The following is a 20,089-nucleotide window of genomic DNA, read 5'->3' on the forward strand; positions in this document are numbered from 1 at the left end:
TGACCTTTTTTTTCCGGGCAGCGATTATTCCATCCAGTTCAAGCGAAAACGCAATGTGCTGTTGTCCTCAACATCAGCACACTCAGATATTTACAGCCCAAAAATATTATTTTAAATTTAATATGTCACCACGATAAAAATATTTTTTGGACAGAAGTAATAGTTCTGCAGTAAACGGATTTGTTGGTTTGAGAGCGGAATACATCATGACATGAAAGGTGGAAAAAAGATGAAGAAACTCTTATCTTTCGTCACAGCTGCTTTGCTATTCGCACTTTTTGTGCTCCCGGTAGGCGCGGCGGACGATGCAATGGTTCGTGTAATTCATGCTTCACCTGATGCTCCAGCAGTGGATATCGCCGTCGATGGCAAAAAAGCGGTATCCGGAGCAGAATTCAAAGCAGTCACTGACTATCTCACACTCCCAGCCGGAGAACATAAAGTAGAAGTCTTCGCAGCCGGTACAACAAAGGATCCTGTACTTTCTCAAACACTCAATATCGAAGCCGGGAAATTCTATTCTGTAGCTGCAATCGGTAAATTGGCAGATATCAAACTCGCCGTCATGGAAGATAACGGCAAAGGAGAAGACGGCAAATCAATGGTCCGTGTCGCTCACTTTGCACCGGATGCACCAGCTGTTGACGTCGCACCAAAAGGTGGAGATCCGCTCTTCAGCGACCTTGAATTCTCGAAAGTCTCAGACTACGGCACACTCGATGCCGGAACGTATGACCTTGAAGTACGACCAGCCGGTGCGACGGATGTCGTGAAAGCACTCGACGGCATCAAGCTCGACAGCGGTAAAAACTATACAGCACTCGCAATCGGTTTACTTGAAGGAGAACCGGCATTTGACGTTCTCTTGATTCCGGACGGCGGTGAAATGGCAGCGATGCCGGACACTGGTCTTGGCGGAACAACGGGAACGTCATCAATGGCAACAACTTGGGCACTCGTAGCACTTGCTGGAGCAGCGCTGGTTGGGACAGTTTATGTCGTCCGTCGTAAACAAAACGCGTAATCTCTTATTGTTACTCACCGTGTTGCTTGCAGGATGCGGCGGAGCGGAGGAAACTTCGCCTCCACGCTCTGTGGAACCGGCAACACCTGTCGTCGAGTCACCGGCACCAAAGTCTGACGCAAAGACAGAAGCAGTCGAAACATTCATCCCGAATCGTTTGAAGATCCCGGCGATCGATGTGAATGCAAAAATTGAAGTCGTTGGAAAAGATGCTAAAGGACGGATGAATGTTCCGGAGCAGACGGATCAAGTCGGTTGGTACCGATATGGCGCCAAAGCGAATCAGACCGGCAATGTCATTTTGGCAGGACATTTAGATGATACGAACGGTCCGGCTGTCTTTTATGACTTGGCAAAAGTGAAACGGGGACACCGGATTGAAGTAAGCGCTAAAACGGGAGAGCAGGTTTCATACGTGGTGACGAACGTAATGTCTTATCCCGTTGATCAGGCACCGGTCGGCTCTATTTTCGGAGCGACACTGGCGCAACGTTTGACGTTAATTACGTGTGTCGGAACGTTTACCCAATCAAAAGGATACGATCAGCGATTGGTTGTGACGGCTGAACAGGAAAAATAAACGAAGGGACCTCTCCGCTGACGGACAGGTCCCTTTTGTATGTGCTGTTGGTTTTAAGCATTCACTTCAGAAGCGGCGACCAAATCCGTCGTTAAGGCAGATAACCCTTGCGTCGTCTGGCTGATACCTTGAATCGTTTGTACGATTTGGCTTAAATCATTTTTATTACGGCCGAACATCTCCAAGTAGTTCTCCATTTCCTGTTTGACGGTATGGATGCCGCTCTTGACTTGTTGCAGTTCGTTACGCGAAGCGGAGTTTGATCGTGTGATGTCTTCCATTTGCGAAACGAGTTCATTGATGTTGCCATTATTTTTTTGGATCAGGCTGTTGATGCTGCTGCTGAGCAGTTTTGCGTTTTCCGCCAGGTTCCGGACTTCAATCGCAACGACGGAGAAACCTTTCCCATGCTCTCCGGCACGAGCGGCTTCGATCGAAGCATTCAAGGCGAGTAAGTTCGTCTGGTTAGCGATGTCTTCGATGCCTTGTGTCATTTTGACGATCTCATCTGACGTCGTTTTCAGTTGCTGGATACTCGTCAATGATGTGCTGACTTGTGACGTGGCTTGAGCAAATTGATGTTCCATCTTTTCCATCTGAGTCTCGTTTTCCGAGGTCAGTCCGACCAGATTACGGCTTGTTTTTTCCGTCTGGTCCGTTTCAGATAAGATTTGTGTCGCCCGACGACTTGTTTCAGAAATTGCACCTTCCGTCTGTTCGACAGTGCTTGCGACTTCCTGACTGACGCGTACGACATCCTGCAAGAGCCGGCTCCGGGATTCATTTGCTGCACTGACTTCGTGTAAGCGGGCATCGACATACTGGCTCGTCACGATTTGAGCATCAAGATTCATCGCGTGGTTCAGTGCAAGAATCGCATTCGTCAATTGTGCCGGTTCATGTTGAAAATGTTCGACGATTTTCGGAATCAATAACGTATTGAACGCCGCATAGGAAGCGATGAACCAGGTCACCGGGACAAAGTTACGGTTATGGGTTTTACCCATCCGTGTCCGCATCGCAAGAAATTTATCATCCATGTTTCCCGTCAGTAAACTGCCGAAGTAGTCAGCGAAGACTTTTTTCAGACGTTCACGTGTCGAAGAAGTTTGAGCAATCTGTACCATTTCAGGGTGAAGCAGTAAATGATCAAGGACTTGTTCGAGTACTTCATCGAGGATGCTGTTGACGACAGGCGCCATTGCTTTTAGTGTTTGCAGATGTTCTTCCGTGTAGCCCATGTATTCTAAGCGTCCGGTTAAGCTCGGATCACTTGTTTTTGTAATGAGTCGTTTGTCTGGAAATCCGATTGTCGCCTGATAGGCCGACATCGATGATTTAGCTTTAAATGGATTGCGCACGATATGCCCCCGATTTTCTTGGAATTAAGATTTTTAGTATCTTGTTTGTTATCGGCTGTTTTCAGAAATCTGATAATCTTTTTCTTTAAAAAGTACAGACACAGACAAAATCATTGACTTAAAAACAAAAAACTCATGATCGGGGATCATGAGTGGAATGACCGCTTCTGAAATGAAGGGTACATGCTATATGTGTCACGCGATGAATTAAACAGGCTGATCTTCCTGAAACGCTTTTTGGGCATCGACGATCGATCGCATCCGACTTACACAGGTCTGGACGAATTGAATGTCGATGGACGTAAACCGGGTGACAGGTCCTTTGGCTGATTCAGCACTGAATGTGAAGGTTCCGAGATTCCAAAGTTCGATTTTAAATCGTTTTCCTTTGTTGTCATCGAAGTGTTCTACGAATTCGATTTTCGGTACCATACGAACCCCTCCTTGTAGAACCATTCCCGTTTTTTTCAAAGACGGTTTGTCAAATTAAGTGCAACACTTCTTCCGTGAAGACCTCGTATGCAGTTTTCCAGTTAAGACATTTTCGTGGTCTCCCATTAATCCAGGCGAGCGCTTGAGCGATTTCAGAACGACTGACCTTTCCGAAATCTGTCCCCTTCGGGAAAAATTCACGGAGAAGACCATTGGCGTTCTCGTTACTACCACGCTGCCAAGAAGAATACGGATCTGCAAAATACATGGGTAAGCCTAACGTGTCACGAATTCGTTCATGACAGCTAAACTCTTTTCCACGATCTGTCGTCGCAGTTTGGAACGTTCCCAACGGGAAGGAAAGATGTAATGCTTGAATCGCAGACTCCATCGATTGAGCGGACCGATTTTCCATCGGTACAGCGAGATAAAAACGACTCTTTCGCTCGACGAACGTTGCGACACAGGCTTTTGACGTTCCTCTACCCGATACAACAGTATCAAGCTCCCAATGTCCAAACGTTTGACGCCCTTTGACGTCGGACGGACGTTTACTGATTGGCAGTCCGACGTTGAAGCGTCCGCGCGTCTCACGTGGTTTCTGACGCTTTCCCTTTTGCCGAAGAAGTCCAGAATCGGCCTCGACGAGGCCACTATAAATCCAACGATAAATTGTCTTGAACGAGAGTCCTTCTTCTTGGAATAATCGTCCGGCAATTTGTTCAGGGGACCACGTCTCCCGTAATTTTTCGAGGATGCAGATTCCTTTTTCGAGCGTAAACTTCGTACGTGCACCGCACTTCTTCTTTCGCTCCACATAACGCTGGTCAGCATGAGAAGAATCGTAATGAGGATTTCGTTTCAATTCTCGTGAAATCGTAGAAGGTTGACGCCCCAGGCGTCCCGCAATCTTTCGGACAGAGAAACCTAGCTCGAGATACGTCTCTATTTTGACTCTTTCTGATATGGTAAGATGAATATAGCTCATAACGAATCCTCCGTTGAATTTTGTGTGGTAACTCTATTCTACACGAGGCCGTTATGGGTTTTTTTTGTGTTTTCAGCTAGGTGTTGCACTTAATATTACAATTCGTCCAAAATAAAAAAGCCAAACTGCATGTTTCACGCAGTTTGGCTAAAAAATTATGCGGTCGGAACGTCATAGCCGATTTCTTCAATCGCTTCGACAAGACGTTCTGTCGCGACGTCTTCGTGTGTGACGGTGACATTGTTGTCTGCCAGTGAGACGGTTGCATTCGTGACACCGTCGAGTTCGTTTAACGCCGATTCGACGCTTGCTTTACAGTGATTGCACGTCATTCCGACGATAGTTAAAGTTGTTTCTTTCATGATTGGTTTCCTCCTTTGGATAGTGGAATACGTTTTAAGCGTAACGCATTTGTGACGACAGAGACAGAGCTGAATGCCATCGCGGCACCTGCGACCCAAGGGGCAAGCAGTCCGAGGCAGGCAACCGGAATCCCGACTGCATTATAACCGAGGGCGAAAAACAGGTTCTGCCGGATGTTCTTCATCGTTTGTTCGCTGAGACGGATGGCTGTAATGACTTGCTGCAAATCATGTCCAAGTAACGTGACGTCTGCCGCTTCAAGTGCGACATCGGTCCCGCTGCCGAGAGCAATCCCGACATTTGCCGTCGCAAGAGCCGGTGCATCATTGATCCCGTCTCCGACCATCGCGACACGCTGTCCGTTTGCTTGAAGCGTTTTGATGTGATCGGCTTTTTCAATCGGCAAAACGTCGGAAAACACATGGCTGTGTGGTATCTGAAGCTCGGTCGCGAGTTGTAAGGCGACTTCGCGACGGTCTCCGGTCAGCAGGTAGACCGCTTTTGTCTGCTGAATCTCCTGAATGACCTGTTTGGTAGTCGGTTTCAATTCATCGCGGATGGCATATCCGGCTTCGATTATACCGTTGACGGTGACATAGACGACCGTTGCACCGCTTGATGTCCAGTCAGGAAGGGAAAGACCGTGCTCCTGCATCATCCGTACCGATCCGACCATGACATCGTGTCCCATAATCGACCCGCGGACACCGCGTCCGGGATCGACGGTGAAATGTTCGATATCAAAGACGACGTCGCGCTCTTCCGTGATTGCATGAGCGAGTGGATGTTCCGATTTTTTTTCAAGAGCCGCTGCAAAATCCAGTGCCTGTTCCTGTCCGAACGTCTCGATGACGACCGGACGTCCGATCGTCAATGTTCCTGTTTTGTCAAAGACAACCGCATCGACGTGCTGCAACGATTCGAGTTGGGCACCGCCCTTGAACAGAACACCGTGTTCCGCACCTTTGCCGGTTCCGACCATGATCGATGTCGGAGTGGCGAGCCCAAGAGCACAAGGACAGGCGATGACAAGAACGGCGATGGCTGGACGAATTGCTTCGGCGAACGAGCCGGTCGTCCACCACCAGACAGCAAGTGTCACAAGGGCGATGGCGACGACGATTGGGACGAAGATTCCGGAAATCCGGTCCGCCTGACGCTGGATAGGAGCTTTTTCCGTCTGCGCTTGTTCGACGACACGGATGATGCCGGCAAGCATCGTCTCCTGACCGACTTTCGTCGCTTCAATCGTCAGGTATCCGTTCGTGTTCAAGGTGCCGCCAATCACGACGTCACCGGTTCCTTTATGAGCCGGAAGCGGTTCGCCGGTCAACATGGATTCATCGAGATAGGCATCACCCGTTGTGATGATGCCGTCGACCGGGATTTTTTGACCGGGTTTGACGATCAACTGCATACCGGGTTGGACCTGATCGAGCGAAACCGTCCGTTCGACACCTTGTTCCAACACGACGGCATCCGTCGCTTGTAAGGAAAGGAGGCTTTTGATGGCACCGGTCGTCTGTTGTTTGGCACGATCTTCCAGTACTTTCCCGAGCAGCACGAGCGTAATCAGGACGGCACTCGTCTCGAAGTAGAGATTCGGCATCAATGGGTGAATCATCATTTCCGCAACGGAATAGAAATAGGCTGCGGACGTTCCGAGTACGACCAGGACATCCATGTTGGCACTTCCACTGCGAAGACTTTTATAGGCACCGACATAGAAGGGGGCACCGATGACGAACTGGACCGGCGTCGCCAAAGCGAACTGGAACCAGGGATTCATCAGCCAAGGCAGATGGACCGGACTGTTCGGAATGTGGGAGACCATACTGAGCAGTAACGGCAGGGACAAGAAAGCTGCTATCCAAAAGCGATAGAGCATCCGGCGGTTTTGGACCTGTTCATGTGGTGTCGTCTTGATGGTGGCACCGTATCCGATTTTTTTAATCTTATCTAAAATCAGTTGTTCGTCCATTTCTTCCGGAACAGCAATCCGTGCTGTTTCGAGCGGCAGGTTGACGGTGGCTTCGACTCCGTCCATCCGGTTCAACACCTTTTCGATCCGGGCCGAACAGGCGGCACATGTCATGCCTTCGATATTCAGTTCCATTGTTTTCGACATTGAAATCCCTCCTTACTTCTTAAGACGGGCAATAACGGCCATCAGTTCATCAACGTAGACATCAGTATCCTGTTTGCCGGTCGCCGCATCGTGCATACACATTTTGACGTGACGTTCGATGACCTGCAACTCGACTTGGCGGAGCGCCGCTTGAATCGATGCGGTCTGGGTCAGGATATCGATACAATACCGGTCTTCTGCGACCATGTTGGCAATACCGCGGACCTGACCTTCAATTCGTTTTAATCGTTTCATCAAAGCATCTTGTTCCTCGGGTGAACGGGGAACAAGGGGATGATCATGTGTCATGAGGACACCTCTTTTCCGGATTAGTTGATACACCGAGTATATCATATAGGTATAGGGGGTACCAGTATAAAGGTTGGAGCTTGAAAAAACTAAATGAAAAAGGACTGACTCAAAAGTCAGTCCCTTGCTCTGGTACGCTGTTGGATCAACAACGAATCATGTTATTGATTAGAAACTTGCGGTTTAATGATTTGTTCGTTCAATGAACGATTGCTGATGATATCTTCCGCTTGTGTCGACCGTTTGATGAAGAACGAGAGGACAAACGCAAGACCGGCGATGAACGTTGAGATGAAGAACGCATAGTTGATACCGTCAAGCGTTGCCTGCATCACGATTTGTTGTTTCATCGCTGCAGCAGCTTCCGCTGTTGGTTGGCTCGTCATGTTTTTCGCTGCTTCTTGTGCGAGTTCCGTACCACGCGTTTTTGCATGCGTCGACATAATCGTAACGAGCAACGCTGTTCCGATGGCACCCGAGACTTGTTGCAACGTATTATTCATCGCTGTCCCGTGCGGATAGTAACGGGTCGGTAATTGGTTCAAACCGTTTGTTGAGACCGGCATCATAACCATTGACATCCCGAACATCCGGAGGGAATAAAGGACGATGAGATGAGTATACGTCGTATCCATTTTAAGTTGGCTGAAAAGATAGGTTGTGACAACCGTAATGAACAGGCCGGTGATGGCGAGTGGACGACCGCCAATTTTATCGAACAGTTTTCCGTTGATTGGTGACATGACCGCCATTAGGATCGCACCAGGCAGTAACATCAGACCGGCATCAAGCGGAGAAATACCGCGAATCGTCTGAACATAAATCGGTAACAATAACATCCCGGAGAACATGGCGATCGTCACGACGATCGAGATGGCGGACGATAAAGCAAACATTGGATAACGGTAAATCTTGAAGTTGAGCATTGGGCGTTCCATTCTCAATTGACGCATGATGAACGTCACGAGTGCAACGACCCCGATGACTAACGCTAAAATGACTTGAAGACTATCCCAACCTTTTGAACCGGCAGAGCTGAAACCGTACAGAAGACCGCCGAATCCGAATGAAGATAAGACGACGGACATAAAGTCGAGTTTTGCGCCAGAACGTTCTTTGACGTCACGAAGCAGGACGAAGCCGGCGACGAGAACAATCAAAGCAATTGGTGTAATGAAGTGGAACAACATCCGCCAATCGTAATGTTCGATGATCCAACCGGATAGGGTTGGTCCGATCGCAGGAGCCCCCATCATGATGAGGCCGAAGAAGCCCATCGCCGTTCCGCGTTTTTCAATCGGGAAGCTGACGAGCATGACGTTCATCAGAAGCGGCATCATGATTGCAGATCCGGAAGCCTGGATCATCCGTCCGGCAAGCAGGACCGGGAAAGCGTCCGCAAATCCTGCAAGAATCGTACCCGCAGAGAACAGTGTCATCGCGAGCAGGAACAGACGGCGGACCGAGAATTTTTGAATCAGGAAAGCAGAAGTCGGAATCAAAATCCCGTTGACAAGCATGAAACCGGTCGATAACCACTGGACCGTTGACGTTTCAATCTCCAGATCCTTCATGATCGAAGGTAAGGCGATGTTGAGTAAGGTGTTATTTAAGAATGCAATAAAGGCACCGATCATCAATACGGCAAGGATGCCGTAAGGGGGACGAGCGGTAGCAGATTTTTCATGTGACATGGTTTTCCTCCTTAATGAACTAACAGTACACAATTCTATACGGTCGTTATATCTGTTGTCTATCTTAATCTGATTTAGCGTGAATTACAAATATTAATAGCTAAGAAAGGTAATTTTATTTTTTGTGAAGGAGACGGGCGTGAATCGAACGTTGGTTCATTAAAAAACGTGCGCTTTCTCCTGTGTAAACTGCAACAGGAGATAGCGCACGTTTGGCGAAATGGGGTCGGATTACCCGACATGTGTGTGTAAAGCGTCTGATGTGATGTCATAGTGAGAAGTCGTCCAGACTGCTCGTCCATCTTGAATGTACAAGACCTGCGGTGATTCGTGCCGGACGTTGTAATGTTCTGCGATGTGATTCGATAACGTCCGTGCTTCCTGAATCAATAAATAGGCAGTCGGAACTGCTGTCTCATCCGCATATTTCGTATAGGCGGAAAAACCGGCCGAACTGATCGGGCAGGTCGTACTGTGTTTACAAATCACAAATGTTGGGTGTTCGGAAACGAATTGGTCGAAATCGGAAATCGATTGTAGTTTTCTGAGTTGAGTCATTTTTATCAGCCTCCATAAGTCCGTAGACGGTCACTTAACTTCAGATTTTCCCTGTAATCGACCGGACAGTCAATTAAAACGGGTCCGTCACTCAGAAAAGCCTGTTCGAGACAACTGGATAGAGTACCGTGTTCCCCGACACGCAGACCCAGTGCACCAAAGGCGGTAGCCAGTTGAACGAGATCCGGATTGTCGAATTCGATATAAGGTGCACGACCGTAAGCTTGCTGTTGTTTCCATTCAATCAACCCGTAGGTACCGTCGCGCCAAATGATGACGACGATCGGCAACTTGAGCCGGACAGCCGTCTCGAGATCCTGGCCGTTCATTAAAAAGGCACCGTCTCCTGAAGCGCAGAGGACACGTTGTTCCGGATGCAACAGTTTAGCGGCAATCGCACTCGACAAGCCGTAGCCCATCGAAGAAAACCCGTTAGAGATGAACAATTGATTGGGACGGGTCGTCTGAAAATGTCGTCCGAGCCATATTTTATGCGCTCCGACATCGGAAAAAATCATGCCGTCCTCGCCGGTTGCCTGCTCGAGTTCACGTACGATGCTTTGAGGATGGAGCGGGAGAGCGAGGGAATACGTCGCCTGGATTTCTTGCCGCAAGCGGTCGCGGTCCTGTTGCCAGCCGGTCCAGGCACGATTCGGAATGCTTTCCGAAAGCAGGTGCAGAATATCCGGGATCGAGCCGATCAAATTTGCAACAACCGGATAAAATTGATCAATTTCATGCGGATTGGTATCAATGTGCAAAACAGGTGTCCGTTCCGGATTCCATTTCGAAGGTGGCAGTTCCGTGATATCGTAGCCGACCGCGATAATTAAATCGCTTTGATCAAGAATCCGTTGATTGTAATCAGCGTTCGGCAAGCCGATCGTATGGGCGGCCAGCTCGTGTAACGAAGACAAGGCGCCTTTTCCCATCATCGTCTCGACGACGGGAGCCCCCAATCGTTCGGCGAAAGCGCGGAAAGCCTCTGTCGCCCCGCTGCGGTTGATTCCGAATCCGGCAATCACGACCGGACGTTCTGCCTGTTCGATTCGTAACAGGACATCACTATCAGCCACGGATGTCGGATGCAGAAAAGTCGGGGGACTGTCCTGTAAAAAGGACATTTTGGCATCGACATCGGCCTTCGCAATATCTTCCGGGAACGACAGATGGGTCGAACCGGGCTTTTCGGAAACAGCCTTTGCGAAAGCCTGACGAACGACTTCTGAAATGACTTCGCCGGAAACAATCGATGTGCTGGATTTGGTAATCGGCCGGTACATCTCGACCAAATCAAACATTTGATGGGACGCTTTATGCTGGCGCCACGTCGCACCTTGTCCGGTGATGGCGACGACAGGGGAGTGATCCATTGTCGCGCTTGCGATCCCCGTCATCATGTTGGTCGCGCCGGGACCGAGCGTCGACAGACAGACACCGGGACGTCCGCTTAACCGACCGAACATCGACGCCATGAAGGCGGCGTTCGTCTCATGACGTGTCGTGATGAACGTGATATCCGATTTACTTATGGCTTCGAGCAGCGTGATGTTCTCTTCACCGGGCACACCGAAGATATGGGTTACGCCTTCCGCTTCCAGACACTGGACAAACCGTTCCGCCGCGTTCATTGATCGAGTCCGCCAATCGATACATATTTGGTCTCGAGGTAGGCTTCGAGACCTTCCGATCCGCCTTCACGACCGACGCCGGACTGTTTCATGCCGCCGAAAGGAGCCTGGGCAGCTGAAGGCACACCGTCATTCCATCCGACGATTCCGTAATCGAGATGCTCGATGGCTTTAAAAGCGCGGGCATAGTTGTTCGTAAAGACATAAGAGGCGAGGCCAAACGGCGTTTGATTGGCATAATGAACGGCTTCTTCATCTGAACTCACACGCTGGACAGGCGCAACCGGACCAAACGTTTCTTCGTTCATGATCAGCATTTGCGGCGTAACGTCAGCGAGTACAGTTGCTTCATAGTAGTAGACATCATTGTCGTCGTCGGTTTGTCCGGATCCGCCGGTCACGATGCGGGCACCGGCCGAGGTGGCATCATCGACATGTTTTTTGACCTTATCGTATCCGGCCTTATTGATCATCGGACCGATTTTCGTCTCCTGATCGAGTCCGTTGCCGGTTTTCAGTTTTGCTGTTTCCTGACCGAGCTTTTCGACGAATTCGTCATAAATCGAGTCCGAAACATAAATCCGGTTACCGCAGACACACGTCTGGCCGCCGTTACGGAACTTCGATTTAATCGTTTCTCTGACGGCAAGATCGAGATCGCAATCGTCAAAGACAAGAATTGGAGCATGTCCACCGAGTTCGAGAGACATCGCTTTGATGGTCTCCGCACCTTGAGCCATCAACGTCCGACCGACTTCCGTCGACCCCGTGAACGTGATTTTGGCGACATGCGGATGTGTCGCCAGCGATTCGCCTAAGTCTTTCCCGCTTCCGGTCACGGCATTGACGACGCCGTCCGGAATCCCGACTTCCTGGCAGAGCTCGAGCAGACGGAGTGCCGTCAATGGAGTAGCCGTCGGTGGTTTTAAGACAAACGTACAGCCTGCGACGAGCGCCGGGGCTAACTTTCGGGTAATCATCGCAGCCGGGAAGTTCCACGGGGTAATCGCAGCGACGACCCCGACCGGTTGTTTGATGACATGAAGGCGTTTCGTCGCATCGTGTGACGGGATGATACGCCCGTAGGCCCGCTTTCCTTCTTCCGCAAACCATTTGACGAAGTTTGCTGCGTATTCGACTTCACCTTCCGATTCCGCAAGCGGTTTTCCCATCTCGAGTGTCATCAAGCGGGCCAATTCGTCTTTTTTCTCGAGCATCTTCGCATACAACTTTTCAAGAAGAGCTGCTCGTTCGTACACGGTCCGTTTCGACCAGTCGGGGAAAGCGTTGTGAGCCGCTTCGACGGCATCGTTGACGTCAGATTTCGTTCCGTTTGGTACACTGCCGACGACTTCACCTGTCGCCGGATTTTTGACATCCGTCCGTTCACGTCCCTGATCGAGCCACTGTCCATTGATTAAAAACTTCCCATTCATCTTACAGAATCCCCCTTTTTAATTCGCATTGTTAAGGATATACCCGAAGATTGAAAAAAAGATTCTCTTTTCCGAAAAAGGTTGTGCAAAAGGCTAGAAATTGATCGATAAACAGTGTAGGATAATTCAGTAAATGTAATGTATTTTCTCGATAATAATTCGTAAAGAAATGAAATTTCTGCATGTATGTGAAGTGATGGAGAATGTCTTGAATCATTGACATTCCAACTAGGTTTGATAAGATGAATATAGGGTAATTGCGCAATCGGTTGCGCTTAAATGAAATCTACCGAGAAACGATATAAAACATCGAGAATTACTATAAAAAAACGGACAACAAAGACTGAAATACGAGAGGATTTATCCATAATGACACAAATGATACCGCGTCCGGAAACGGCACAAAAAACACTTACACGAGCTTGGTGGAAAGAAGCCGTTGCTTACCAAATCTATCCGCGCAGCTTTTATGATGCAAACAATGATGGAATCGGCGATATCCCGGGTATCATTGCCAAGTTGGATTATCTAAAAGATCTCGGAGTCGATGTATTATGGATTTGCCCAATGTTTAAATCACCGAATGATGACAACGGATATGACATCAGTGATTATGAAGACATCATGGACGAATTCGGAACGATGGCCGATTTTGATTTATTAATGGAAGAAGCACATAAACGTGACATTAAAGTATTACTCGATTTGGTCGTCAACCACACGTCGGATGAACACCCGTGGTTCCTCGAATCCCGTTCGTCAAAAGACAACGACAAACGGGATTGGTACATCTGGAAAGATGCCGTCAACGGTGGCGAACCGAACAACTGGGAAAGTATTTTCGGAGGATCGGCTTGGGAATACGACGAAAAAACGGAACAATACTTCCTCCACGTTTTCTCACGCCGTCAGCCGGACTTGAACTGGCGTAATAAAGACATGCGTCAGGCCGTCTATACGATGATCAACTGGTGGCTCGATAAAGGGGTCGACGGATTCCGGATCGATGCCATCAGCCACATTAACAAAGATCAATCGTACGCGGATCTTCCGAATCCACTCGGGATGCCGCATGTGCCATCGTTTGAGATGCACATGAATGTCGAAGGAATCCACGAATACCTTGAAGAATTGAAAAACGAGACGTTCTCAAAATACGACATCATGACAGTCGGTGAAGCGAACGGTGTAACGCCTGAAGAAGCCGATCTTTGGGTCGGAGAAGAAAACGGTAAGATGAACATGGTCTTCCAGTTTGAACACATGGACCTGTGGCGGGCTGACGCGGAAAAAGGCGTCGACGTTGTCAAACTGAAACAAGTTTTGACGAAATGGCAAAAAGGACTTGAAGAAACAGGCTGGAACGCACTGTATCTTGAAAACCACGATAAGGTCCGCTCCGTCTCCCTTTGGGGTGATGAAGGACAATACTGGAAACAAAGCGCGAAGTCACTTGCGATGATGTATTTCTTCATGCAAGGAACACCGTTCATCTATCAAGGACAAGAAATCGGGATGACGAACGTCCAGTTCCCGGATATCTCCGACTACGATGATGTCGCGACGAAAAACATGTACAACATGCAACTGGCATCAGGGAAAACACATGAAGAGATCATGGAAGTCATCTGGAACTCGTCGCGTGATAACTCCCGGACACCGATGCAGTGGACAAATGAACAAAACGGCGGTTTCTCGGAACAATCCCCATGGTTCGGTGTCAATCCGAACTTTGCCGACATCAACGTGGCGGCGCAGCAAGCCGATGAGGATTCGATCCTGAACTTCTATAAACGGATGATTCAAATCCGGAAGATGGAAGAGACGTTGATTTACGGAGAATACGATCTCATTCTTCCGGAAGATACAAAAGTCTATGGTTACACGCGGACGCTCGGAAACGAACAGTTCCTGATTGTGACGAACCTGAAAGACGAAGTGGCGGAAGTCGACACCGACATCATCCTCCATTCGGATAACATCATGCTTGCGAACTATGAGACAACGTATCATGAAGGAACCGAACTCACGCTTCAACCTTTTGAAGCACGCCTGTACCGCGTACGTTAAAACAAGGCTGGATTTGGCAGATGCCGAATCCAGCTTTTGCTGTCGCTAAAAAAGAAATCAAGAAGATGCAGGACAGAAGAAAATCGTGTACGCTAGACGATGAGGTGATAGAAGTGAAACCAGTACGTTATCCGGTCCGCCTGCGACAAGTGACATCGATTCAGGATGACGCGATGCGGGAGTCCGTTGAATTAGAAGCAGACGGGACTTTGTTTGAAACAAAAGACGGGTTTGCCCTGAAGTTCATGCAAGAAGATGAACAACCGATTGATACGACCATCAAGTGGTCGCACGATCAAGTTGCCCTGAACCGGAAAGGTCCGGTCTCAATGCACCATGTCTTCATTTTGGGTCAAAAAACCAAAAGTGGTTATGAGAGTCAGTTTGGTCAGATGGTGATGGAGACGGAAACGGCAACGATTGAAATGACAGAACAACGTATGCAATTCCAATACGATCTGATGATGAATCATCAGCCGGTCGGTCTGTATACGATTGAATTAACTTGGGAACGGAGTGAAACACATGGCGTTTGAACAAACCGTAAAAGAAATGGAACAGATGCTCGAAGAAGATTGGTTTGAATGGTTAGAGAATGACGAGCCGAAATACAATGAATGGCGCGATCAACTCGAAGCACTGGCAGAACAGGTCATGACGGAATACAATTCGAAAGTCGATTCCGATGCGATTGATTCGTTATTATTGATCAACGAAGATTTACCGGTCTTGTACGGAGAAGATACGGTCATGCTCTACACAGCGTTACTTCATGCACGCAAGGAAGATGATTCGGTCTACGAACGTTACTTGACGATTTTAGGGGCGTTTTCAGAAGAAAATCATCCGGCGCTCCGTGAAGTCGAACAGGCCGTGTCGAAAAAAGATTACAAAACAGCATATGCACGTGCCGTTAAATTACCGCAATCGCTTGGATTAGAATAAGTACGTGCCAGAGCAGTTCCATTCAAAGGATATTTGAACGGGCTGCTTTTTTTGATGTTCATGACAAAGGGGGAATCAGCATGAGAACGTTATACCGGATTGTCGTCGGGATTGTCAGACAGGGGGATCAGTTGCTGTTGGTCAAAAATCAGGCGGATGGGGAAAGAGCGGTGTGGAGTCTGCCGGGTGGTGTGATTGAAGCTGGCGAGACGCTGGCGGACGCTTTAAAACGGGAGATGGCAGAAGAAACCGGACTGTCCGTCGAGACGTTCGAACTGGCATACGTGACAGAAAACTTCATCGAACAGTTTGACGCCCACAGTCTCGTTACCTATTTTGAATGTACGATCAGAGGCGAATTGTTACCAAATGATCCTGACCGAGAAGTCGTCGACAGTCAGTGGGTGCCGATCGAACAGTTGGGGGACTATCTCCTGAATCGTGATGTGCTTGAACCGTTGCAGGATTATTTGAATAAAGCATCTAAATCTTATTATTTGTATGAACAGATGGTCTGGTAATCGGGTAAAAGAGATAGAAAAGTTAAGCGATGGAGGCGATGAGATGAAAGCTGTTCAAGTCAATGGATATGGTGGTGTCGAGCAACTCGAAGTCGTGGAACGTCCGGTCCCGACACCGCGCGCTGGGGAAGTCCTGGTCGAAGTGAAAGCATGCGGCATCAACAACACAGAAATTTGGATGCGAGAAGGCGCCTACGGAACGGATGACAAATCGGGTTGGAAACCGGAGGGCGTTCAGTTTCCCCGTGTCCCGGGTTCCGATATCAGCGGCCGGATCATTGAAGTCGGGAGCGGTGTTGATCCCTCCCGGGTTGGTCAAGATGTCGTCCTGTTTCCGTTTACTTCAAGTGGCGCCGATGGAACGGAACACATCAGTGAAGATATGTCGTTCATCGGATCGGAGTATGACGGGGGATATGCCGAGTATGTCGTCTGGCCGGCAACGCTCTGTTACGACATGCCGCTTGACGATTACGTCAAAAGTGCTGTTTTTTCCGTCAGTGGCTTGACGGCATGGCATATGAACGAACAACTCCAGTTACAGCCGGGACAAACCGTCCTCGTAACCGGAGCAAGCGGCGGTGTCGGCTCGTTGAACGTTCAAATCGCCTCGCGGGTGTTTGGAGCAACTGTGATTGCCGTCGTCGGCGACATGAAGATCGAACAGGAATTGAAGCGTCTTGGGGCGAAATACGTCGTGTCTTACCGTTCCGATCAATTGACAGAAGACATCCTAGCTGTTAACAGCGGACCAGTTGACGCCGTACTCGATGTCGTCGGGGATGCGTTATTTAAGACGGCTTTGGTGGTTCTGAAAAACGGCGGTAAATTCTGTATTTCCGGTTCTGCCGGCGGACAACAGACGAACCTCGATTTTCGGATGCTGTACCTGAAGCACTTAACATTTTACGGCTCAGTGCTTGGAACGCGTGACGAGTTCGGACGGATGCTTGAAGCGATTGCTGACGGTAAACTCGAACCGGTCATTGATCGGACGTTTCCGCTTGAGGAAGCGGCGGCAGCCCAGTCGTATTTTAAAGAGACAGGCAAACTCGGGAAAATCGTGTTGATACTGAAGGCGGATTGAAGCATATAGTTTTTTTCTGGAGTAGTCTTGGGAAGCGAATAAATTCTCGATAATTCAAAGAGGACACCGGAATTGAAATCCGGTGTCCTCTTTGAATATGAAGAGTGACGCATCCGTCATCCTTATTTTTTAGAGATAGTTACAGGAAAGAGTATTACACTGCTGATTGTGAAGTCGGAGTTTCAGATAACAACTTTGCATGAATTCCACGTTGTTTTAATGCTTGTTGGAATGAATGGTCAATCGGACGATAGCCTTTTTCGATTAAATCATTGATGTAAATTTTATTGTATAAGAAAGAAAAGACGATATTGACAATCCATCCCCCGAAACCGGCAGTCAAAAGTGTAGTGACGATACCGACAATCAATTGAATCAATCCCCATTTAATATCGCCTCGGAAAAATGCTGGAAAGAATCCAAAAAAGAATGTTGTCCATGAGAATCCTGCTTTTACTTCTTTAATTAAGCCGCTTGAATGTTGTAAAATTCCGTTCAAAGCCAATTACCTCCTATAAAATATACATATATTAGAACTTTTTAATTTTAACCTACTTATTTTTCAATTTAAACGGTTTTTTTGTAAGGTATAGTCAATGATTAAGATAGAAGAAAAAACAGTAAAATAATGAATGAATAGTCATTCATTATATGCTATACTCATATCAAATAATGGCTTTAGGGGGAAAGGGGCTTGTTTTATGGGGACATTTTTACTGATTAACTGGATCGCCTTCCTGCTTGTCGCAGGGTACGCGGGCTATTTATTCGTGACGCTTGTCAAGAGTCGGTACGAGGCGATTCGCCGGGGGAAAAAAGCGGAATGGACGCTGACGAACAAAGAACGTCTGAACGCGGTTCTCGTCAATGTCTTTGGGCAAAAGAAACTGCTGAAGGACAAGAAAAGCGGGACGATTCATGTCATGATGTTTTACGGATTTTTACTCGTTCAATTTGGAGCGATTGATTTCATCTGGAAGGGGCTCGCAGTCGGACAACGCTTCCCGCACATCCCGCTCGGTCCACTGTATCCGATTTTTACATTTTTCCAGGAAATCGTTATGCTCGTCATTCTGGTGGCGGTCGTTTGGGGATTCTACCGCCGCTATGTTGAAAAATTGGTCCGTCTAAAACGAAATTTCATGGCCGGACTGGCCTTGATTTTCATCGGTGGATTAATGATCGCGGTCCTATTTGGAAACGGATTTTTCCTCGTCTATGAAAATCATTCAACGTTCGGTGAACCGGTGGCATCGGCGATTGCGTTTTTATTCAGCTGGGTACCGCAACAAGTCGCCTTTGGATTGTTTGTCTTCTTCTGGTGGGCGCACTTACTGTTCTTACTCAGCTTCATGGTCTATATCCCGCAAGGCAAACACGCCCACCTGATTGCAGGAACAGCCAACGTCTGGCTCGGCCGGACGTCAAAAGTCGGACGCCTCGCACCGATTGATCTGTCAGTCATGGAAGAAGCAGAAGACGACGAGGCAGAATTCAGCTTTGGTGTTAACCGGATTGAAGATTTTAATCAAAAGCAACTCGTTGACTTGTATGCCTGTGTCGAATGCGGCCGCTGTACGAATATGTGTCCGGCCAGCGGAACCGGAAAAATGCTGTCACCGATGGACCTGATCGTTAAACTGCGTGATCACCTGAATATGAAGACGGCGGCGATCACCCAAAAATCTCCGTGGGCACCAGCGTTTGCCTTTGAAGGGTCACAGGGAAATCAGATTGCGTCACTTGCTGCGGCCGGACAGATGGATGTCGTTCCGGATTCGTTGATCGGTAACGTCATCACTGAAGAAGAGATTTGGGCTTGCACGACATGCCGGAATTGTGAAGACCAATGTCCGGTCATGAACGAACACGTTGATAAAATCATCGACCTCCGTCGTCACCTTGTGATGATGGAAGGGAAAATGGATCCCGAGATGCAGCGGACGATGGCGAACATCGAACGCCAGGGGAATCCATGGGGGATGAACCGGAAAGAACGCGAAAACTGGCGCAAAACGCGCGAAGAGCTGGTCGTCCCGACTGCAAAAGAAAAGAAAAAAGCCGGTGAAGAGTTCGAGTACCTCTTCTGGGTCGGCGCGATGGGCTCGTACGACAGCCGCAGTCAAAAAATCGCGATGGCGTTTGCACGGATCCTGAATGAAGCGGACATCTCGTTTGCGATTCTCGGAAATGATGAGAAAAACTCCGGTGATACACCACGCCGCATCGGGAATGAAGTTCTGTTCCAAGAACTCGCGGAAGCAAACATCAAATCGTTTGAGAAATACGATGTTAAAAAAATCGTCACGATTGATCCGCATGCGTACAATACGTTCAAAAACGAGTACCCGGACTTTGGTCTCAGCCCGGACGTCGAAGTGTATCACCATACGGAGCTGCTCGCCCGGTTGATTGATGATCAACGGATTAAACCGGTTCATGAGGTCAGTGAACGGGTCGTCTACCATGATTCGTGTTACCTCGGGCGTTACAATGACATTTATGATGCACCACGTTATATCTTAGAGAAAATTCCGGGTATCACGCTTGTCGAAACGGAACGCAACCGGGAAAAAGGAATGTGTTGTGGAGCCGGCGGTGGGATGATGTGGCAGGAAGAAAAAGTCGGCGCACGGGTCAACGTCGCACGGACCGAACAGTTGTTGACGGTGCAACCATCCGTCATCGGATCAGCTTGTCCGTACTGCCTGACGATGCTCAGCGACGGAACGAAGGCGAAAGAGGTCGACGAGCAAGTCGCGACCTATGATGTCGTCGAACTGCTCGAACGGTCAATCGTCGGAACACCAATGAAGGAAGCGGTAACAAACTAAGTTTAAAAAATAGCTTGAGCAAACGGAACGTCTCCTCTAAGAAAGAGGGGGCGTTTTTTAAAGGTGCCTAATAAGCATAACGTTGTTGTGTACGGTTTAACCGTGGTATGATAAAAGCATTATTTAAT

19 protein-coding genes are annotated in these 20,089 nt (G+C 48.5%); 8 read left to right on the plus strand and 11 right to left on the minus strand.

Translation table 11 applies throughout. The annotated features are described in order from the left end of the window. The first annotated feature begins 229 nt into the window (after nt 1–229). Nucleotides 230–1,024, plus strand: a complete 795-nt coding sequence (locus tag EXIG_RS01500; RefSeq protein WP_012369163.1) for a DUF4397 domain-containing protein — start codon at nt 230–232, stop codon at nt 1,022–1,024. A 70-nt stretch (nt 1,025–1,094) separates the two neighbouring features. Further along, nucleotides 1,095–1,604, plus strand: a complete 510-nt coding sequence (locus EXIG_RS01505) for a class F sortase (RefSeq protein ID WP_234944557.1) — start codon at nt 1,095–1,097, stop codon at nt 1,602–1,604. 53 nt (nt 1,605–1,657) lie between these two features. Here the strand turns inward: EXIG_RS01505 and EXIG_RS01510 are convergent, their stop codons facing one another. The 10 genes from EXIG_RS01510 to EXIG_RS01555 all read right to left on the minus strand — a co-directional run bounded on the left by EXIG_RS01510 (nt 1,658) and on the right by EXIG_RS01555 (nt 12,504). Next, nucleotides 1,658–2,965, minus strand: coding sequence for a globin-coupled sensor protein (locus EXIG_RS01510; RefSeq protein WP_012369165.1), 1,308 nt, complete (start codon nt 2,963–2,965; stop codon nt 1,658–1,660). Between the two features lie 207 nt (nt 2,966–3,172). Then, on the minus strand, nt 3,173–3,397 hold the full coding sequence (locus EXIG_RS01515) for a hypothetical protein (RefSeq protein ID WP_012369166.1): 225 nt from the start codon (nt 3,395–3,397) through the stop codon (nt 3,173–3,175). Between the two features lie 49 nt (nt 3,398–3,446). Further along, the gene (locus tag EXIG_RS01520) at nt 3,447–4,385 is read right to left on the minus strand and encodes an IS30 family transposase (RefSeq protein WP_012369167.1); all 939 of its coding nucleotides are present in this window, start codon (nt 4,383–4,385) and stop codon (nt 3,447–3,449) included. A gap of 155 nt (nt 4,386–4,540) precedes the next feature. After that, nucleotides 4,541–4,747, minus strand: a complete 207-nt coding sequence (locus EXIG_RS01525; RefSeq protein ID WP_012369168.1) for a cation transporter — start codon at nt 4,745–4,747, stop codon at nt 4,541–4,543. Beyond that, nucleotides 4,744–6,876 carry a heavy metal translocating P-type ATPase gene (locus tag EXIG_RS01530; protein ID WP_012369169.1) on the minus strand — a complete coding sequence of 711 codons (2,133 nt, stop codon included), beginning with the start codon at nt 6,874–6,876 and terminating at the stop codon, nt 4,744–4,746. The genes EXIG_RS01525 and EXIG_RS01530 overlap by 4 nt, the downstream gene beginning before the upstream one ends. Before the next feature lie 12 nt (nt 6,877–6,888). Beyond that, on the minus strand, nt 6,889–7,185 hold the full coding sequence (locus tag EXIG_RS01535) for a metal-sensitive transcriptional regulator (RefSeq protein WP_012369170.1): 297 nt from the start codon (nt 7,183–7,185) through the stop codon (nt 6,889–6,891). Between the two features lie 161 nt (nt 7,186–7,346). Beyond that, nucleotides 7,347–8,879, minus strand: a complete 1,533-nt coding sequence (locus EXIG_RS01540; RefSeq protein WP_012369171.1) for a DHA2 family efflux MFS transporter permease subunit — start codon at nt 8,877–8,879, stop codon at nt 7,347–7,349. A gap of 231 nt (nt 8,880–9,110) precedes the next feature. Then, nucleotides 9,111–9,437, minus strand: a complete 327-nt coding sequence (gene ytxJ / locus EXIG_RS01545; RefSeq protein WP_012369172.1) for a bacillithiol system redox-active protein YtxJ — start codon at nt 9,435–9,437, stop codon at nt 9,111–9,113. Nucleotides 9,438–9,442: 5 nt separating this feature from the next. After that, entirely contained in the window at nt 9,443–11,068 is a 1,626-nt protein-coding gene (locus EXIG_RS01550) for an acetolactate synthase large subunit (RefSeq protein ID WP_012369173.1), read from the minus strand. Then, on the minus strand, nt 11,065–12,504 hold the full coding sequence (locus tag EXIG_RS01555) for an NAD-dependent succinate-semialdehyde dehydrogenase (RefSeq protein ID WP_012369174.1): 1,440 nt from the start codon (nt 12,502–12,504) through the stop codon (nt 11,065–11,067). Before EXIG_RS01555 ends, EXIG_RS01550 begins: the two co-directional genes overlap by 4 nt. A 369-nt stretch (nt 12,505–12,873) precedes the next feature. Between EXIG_RS01555 and EXIG_RS01560 the strand changes: the two genes are divergently transcribed. From EXIG_RS01560 to EXIG_RS01580, 5 genes are all read left to right on the plus strand, one after another. Further along, the gene (locus EXIG_RS01560; RefSeq protein ID WP_012369176.1) at nt 12,874–14,574 is read left to right on the plus strand and encodes a glycoside hydrolase family 13 protein; all 1,701 of its coding nucleotides are present in this window, start codon (nt 12,874–12,876) and stop codon (nt 14,572–14,574) included. A 20-nt stretch (nt 14,575–14,594) separates the two neighbouring features. Next, complete coding sequence (locus tag EXIG_RS01565; RefSeq protein WP_012369177.1) at nt 14,595–15,110, plus strand: YwiB family protein; 516 nt, start codon at nt 14,595–14,597, stop codon at nt 15,108–15,110. After that, nucleotides 15,100–15,519, plus strand: coding sequence for a hypothetical protein (locus EXIG_RS01570; protein WP_012369178.1), 420 nt, complete (start codon nt 15,100–15,102; stop codon nt 15,517–15,519). The genes EXIG_RS01565 and EXIG_RS01570 overlap by 11 nt, the downstream gene beginning before the upstream one ends. An 80-nt stretch (nt 15,520–15,599) precedes the next feature. Further along, nucleotides 15,600–16,040 (plus strand): NUDIX domain-containing protein, encoded by a 441-nt coding sequence (locus EXIG_RS01575; protein WP_012369179.1) that lies wholly within the window; start codon nt 15,600–15,602, stop codon nt 16,038–16,040. A 43-nt stretch (nt 16,041–16,083) separates the two neighbouring features. Then, the gene (locus EXIG_RS01580) at nt 16,084–17,127 is read left to right on the plus strand and encodes a zinc-binding dehydrogenase (RefSeq protein ID WP_012369180.1); all 1,044 of its coding nucleotides are present in this window, start codon (nt 16,084–16,086) and stop codon (nt 17,125–17,127) included. A gap of 154 nt (nt 17,128–17,281) precedes the next feature. Here EXIG_RS01580 and EXIG_RS01585 read toward each other — a convergent pair whose 3' ends face one another. Beyond that, entirely contained in the window at nt 17,282–17,626 is a 345-nt protein-coding gene (locus tag EXIG_RS01585; RefSeq protein WP_012369181.1) for a hypothetical protein, read from the minus strand. A 202-nt stretch (nt 17,627–17,828) separates the two neighbouring features. On the opposite strand from EXIG_RS01585, the gene EXIG_RS01590 reads away from it, so the two are divergent. After that, nucleotides 17,829–19,961 (plus strand): (Fe-S)-binding protein, encoded by a 2,133-nt coding sequence (locus EXIG_RS01590; RefSeq protein WP_012369182.1) that lies wholly within the window; start codon nt 17,829–17,831, stop codon nt 19,959–19,961. The last annotated feature ends 128 nt before the right edge of the window (nt 19,962–20,089 follow it).

It is taken from the genome of Exiguobacterium artemiae 255-15 (genome assembly GCF_000019905.1).
In the GTDB taxonomy this organism is placed as follows: domain Bacteria; phylum Bacillota; class Bacilli; order Exiguobacteriales; family Exiguobacteriaceae; genus Exiguobacterium_A; species Exiguobacterium_A artemiae.

What these genes read in the sequence shown, in the direction of transcription:
- EXIG_RS01500 (WP_012369163.1), top strand. Translation starts at nt 230, where the DNA reads ATGAAGAAACTCTTATCTTTCGTCACAGCTGCTTTGCTATTCGCACTT.
- EXIG_RS01515 (WP_012369166.1), bottom strand. Translation starts at nt 3,397, where the DNA reads ATGGTACCGAAAATCGAATTCGTAGAACACTTCGATGACAACAAAGGA.
- EXIG_RS01520 (WP_012369167.1), bottom strand. Translation starts at nt 4,385, where the DNA reads ATGAGCTATATTCATCTTACCATATCAGAAAGAGTCAAAATAGAGACG.
- EXIG_RS01525 (WP_012369168.1), bottom strand. Translation starts at nt 4,747, where the DNA reads ATGAAAGAAACAACTTTAACTATCGTCGGAATGACGTGCAATCACTGT.
- EXIG_RS01530 (WP_012369169.1), bottom strand. Translation starts at nt 6,876, where the DNA reads ATGTCGAAAACAATGGAACTGAATATCGAAGGCATGACATGTGCCGCC.
- EXIG_RS01535 (WP_012369170.1), bottom strand. Translation starts at nt 7,185, where the DNA reads ATGACACATGATCATCCCCTTGTTCCCCGTTCACCCGAGGAACAAGAT.
- EXIG_RS01540 (WP_012369171.1), bottom strand. Translation starts at nt 8,879, where the DNA reads ATGTCACATGAAAAATCTGCTACCGCTCGTCCCCCTTACGGCATCCTT.
- ytxJ (WP_012369172.1), bottom strand. Translation starts at nt 9,437, where the DNA reads ATGACTCAACTCAGAAAACTACAATCGATTTCCGATTTCGACCAATTC.
- EXIG_RS01550 (WP_012369173.1), bottom strand. Translation starts at nt 11,068, where the DNA reads ATGAACGCGGCGGAACGGTTTGTCCAGTGTCTGGAAGCGGAAGGCGTA.
- EXIG_RS01555 (WP_012369174.1), bottom strand. Translation starts at nt 12,504, where the DNA reads ATGAATGGGAAGTTTTTAATCAATGGACAGTGGCTCGATCAGGGACGT.
- EXIG_RS01560 (WP_012369176.1), top strand. Translation starts at nt 12,874, where the DNA reads ATGACACAAATGATACCGCGTCCGGAAACGGCACAAAAAACACTTACA.
- EXIG_RS01565 (WP_012369177.1), top strand. Translation starts at nt 14,595, where the DNA reads ATGCCGAATCCAGCTTTTGCTGTCGCTAAAAAAGAAATCAAGAAGATG.
- EXIG_RS01570 (WP_012369178.1), top strand. Translation starts at nt 15,100, where the DNA reads ATGGCGTTTGAACAAACCGTAAAAGAAATGGAACAGATGCTCGAAGAA.
- EXIG_RS01575 (WP_012369179.1), top strand. Translation starts at nt 15,600, where the DNA reads ATGAGAACGTTATACCGGATTGTCGTCGGGATTGTCAGACAGGGGGAT.
- EXIG_RS01580 (WP_012369180.1), top strand. Translation starts at nt 16,084, where the DNA reads ATGAAAGCTGTTCAAGTCAATGGATATGGTGGTGTCGAGCAACTCGAA.
- EXIG_RS01590 (WP_012369182.1), top strand. Translation starts at nt 17,829, where the DNA reads ATGGGGACATTTTTACTGATTAACTGGATCGCCTTCCTGCTTGTCGCA.